The sequence below is a fragment of the Shewanella sp. 1180_01 genome (genome assembly GCF_052850535.1).
The window spans coordinates 1-2,946 of record NZ_VXCT01000110.1; the positions used below are offsets into that span (position 1 = coordinate 1).

Below are 2,946 nucleotides of genomic sequence, written 5' to 3' on the forward strand. Positions count from 1 at the left end.
AAAACCCATCTGGGTTGTATGGTTAAGCCTCTCGAGTCATTAGTACATGTTAGCTCAACGCCTCACAACGCTTACACACCATGCCTATCAACGTCCTAGTCTCGAACGGCTCTTTAGAGGAATTAAATTCCTAGGGATGACTCATCTTAGGGCTCGCTTCCCGCTTAGATGCTTTCAGCGGTTATCGATTCCGAACGTAGCTACCGGGCAATGCCATTGGCATGACAACCCGAACACCAGCGGTTCGTCCACTCCGGTCCTCTCGTACTAGGAGCAGCTCCCTTCAATCATCCAACGCCCACGGCAGATAGGGACCGAACTGTCTCACGACGTTCTGAACCCAGCTCGCGTACCACTTTAAATGGCGAACAGCCATACCCTTGGGACCGACTTCAGCCCCAGGATGTGATGAGCCGACATCGAGGTGCCAAACACCGCCGTCGATATGAACTCTTGGGCGGTATCAGCCTGTTATCCCCGGAGTACCTTTTATCCGTTGAGCGATGGCCCTTCCATTCAGAACCACCGGATCACTATGACCTACTTTCGTACCTGCTCGACGTGTATGTCTCGCAGTTAAGCTGGCTTATGCCATTGCACTAACCGTACGATGTCCGACCGTACTTAGCCAACCTTCGTGCTCCTCCGTTACTCTTTGGGAGGAGACCGCCCCAGTCAAACTACCCACCAGGCACTGTCCCTAATCCCGATAAGGGACCTAGGTTAGAACATCAAAACTACAAGGGTGGTATTTCAAGGACGACTCCATCATGACTAGCGTCACAACTTCAAAGTCTCCCACCTATCCTACACATGTAGGTTCAATGTTCAGTGCCAAGCTATAGTAAAGGTTCACGGGGTCTTTCCGTCTAGCCGCGGGTATACGGCATCTTCACCGCAATTTCAACTTCACTGAGTCTCGGCTGGAGACAGCGTGGCCATCATTACGCCATTCGTGCAGGTCGGAACTTACCCGACAAGGAATTTCGCTACCTTAGGACCGTTATAGTTACGGCCGCCGTTTACCGGGGCTTCGATCATGAGCTTCTCTTGCGATAACCCAATCAATTAACCTTCCGGCACCGGGCAGGCGTCACACCGTATACTTCCTCTTGCGAGTTTGCACAGTGCTGTGTTTTTGATAAACAGTTGCAGCCACCTGGTATCTGCGACTCCCGTCAGCTTAGAGAGCAAGTCTCATCACCAACAGGAGCGTACCTTCTCCCGAAGTTACGGTACCATTTTGCCTAGTTCCTTCAGCCGAGTTCTCTCAAGCGCCTTGGTATTCTCTACCCGACCACCTGTGTCGGTTTGGGGTACGATTCCCACTAACCTGAAGCTTAGAAGATTTTCCTGGAAGCATGGCATCAACTACTTCAGTCCCTTAGGACCTCGTCATCAGCTCTCAGTCTGCACACTAAAGTGCGATTCCCCGGATTTGCCTAAGAAATCAACCTACCACCTTAAACGCGGACTACCAACGCCGCGCTAGCCTAGCCTTCTCCGTCTCTCCATCGCAGTTAGCAGAAGTACAGAAATATTAATCTGTTTCCCATCGATTACGCCTTTCGGCCTCACCTTAGGGGTCGACTCACCCTGCCCCGATTAACGTTGGACAGGAACCCTTGGTCTTTCGGCGAGGGGGTTTTTCACCCCCTTTATCGTTACTCATGTCAGCATTCGCACTTCTGATACCTCCAGCGTGGGTTACCCCTTCACCTTCAACGGCTTACAGAACGCTCCTCTACCGCGCACAGTAAACTGTGCACCCGTAGCTTCGGTGACTAGCTTAGCCCCGTTACATCTTCCGCGCAGGCCGACTCGACTAGTGAGCTATTACGCTTTCTTTAAATGATGGCTGCTTCTAAGCCAACATCCTAGCTGTCTAAGCCTTCCCACATCGTTTCCCACTTAGCTAGTACTTTGGGACCTTAGCTGACGGTCTGGGTTGTTTCCCTTTTGACGACGGACGTTAGCACCCGCCGTCTGTCTCCCGAGTAGTACTCATTGGTATTCGGAGTTTGCAAAGGGTTGGTAAGTCGGGATGACCCCCTAGCCTTAACAGTGCTCTACCCCCAATGGTATTCGCTCGAGGCGCTACCTAAATAGCTTTCGAGGAGAACCAGATATCTCCCGGTTTGATTGGCCTTTCACCCCCAGCCACAAGTCATCCGCTAATTTTTCAACATTAGTCGGTTCGGTCCTCCAGTTGATGTTACTCAACCTTCAACCTGCCCATGGCTAGATCACCGGGTTTCGGGTCTACACCTTGCAACTAAACGCGCAGTTAACACTCGGTTTCCCTACGGCTCCGCTATTCGCTTAACCTCGCTACAAAATGTAAGTCGCTGACCCATTATACAAAAGGTACGCAGTCACGGTCTCAAGAACCGCTCCCACTGCTTGTACGTATACGGTTTCAGGTTCTATTTCACTCCCCTCACAGGGGTTCTTTTCGCCTTTCCCTCACGGTACTGGTTCACTATCGGTCAGTCAGGAGTATTTAGCCTTGGAGGATGGTCCCCCCATATTCAAACAGGATGTCACGTGTCCCGCCTTACTCGTTTTCATCAATGGTTAGTTTTCATGTACGGGGCTATCACCCTGTGCCGCTGTGCTTTCCAACACATTCCACTAACACCCCACTGACTTAAGGGCTAATCCCCGTTCGCTCGCCGCTACTAGGGGAATCTCGGTTGATTTCTTTTCCTCCGGGTACTTAGATGTTTCAGTTCCCCGGGTTCGCCTCGCAACACTATGTATTCATGTTGCGATAACAGCTTATGCTGCTGGGTTCCCCCATTCGGACATCGTTAGCTCAAATGCTTGTTACTAGCTCGCCAACGCTTTTCGCAAGTTACTACGTCCTTCATCGCCTCTGACTGCCAAGGCATCCACCGTATACGCTTAGTCGCTTAACCATACAACCCAAATGAGTTTCACTCA

1 rRNA gene is annotated in these 2,946 nt (G+C 51.2%); it reads right to left on the reverse strand.

The features are described from left to right. Window positions 1-18: 18 nt before the first annotated feature. Window positions 19-2,921, reverse strand: a 23S ribosomal RNA gene (locus FW758_RS24165). Between the last annotated feature and the right edge of the window lie 25 nt (window positions 2,922-2,946).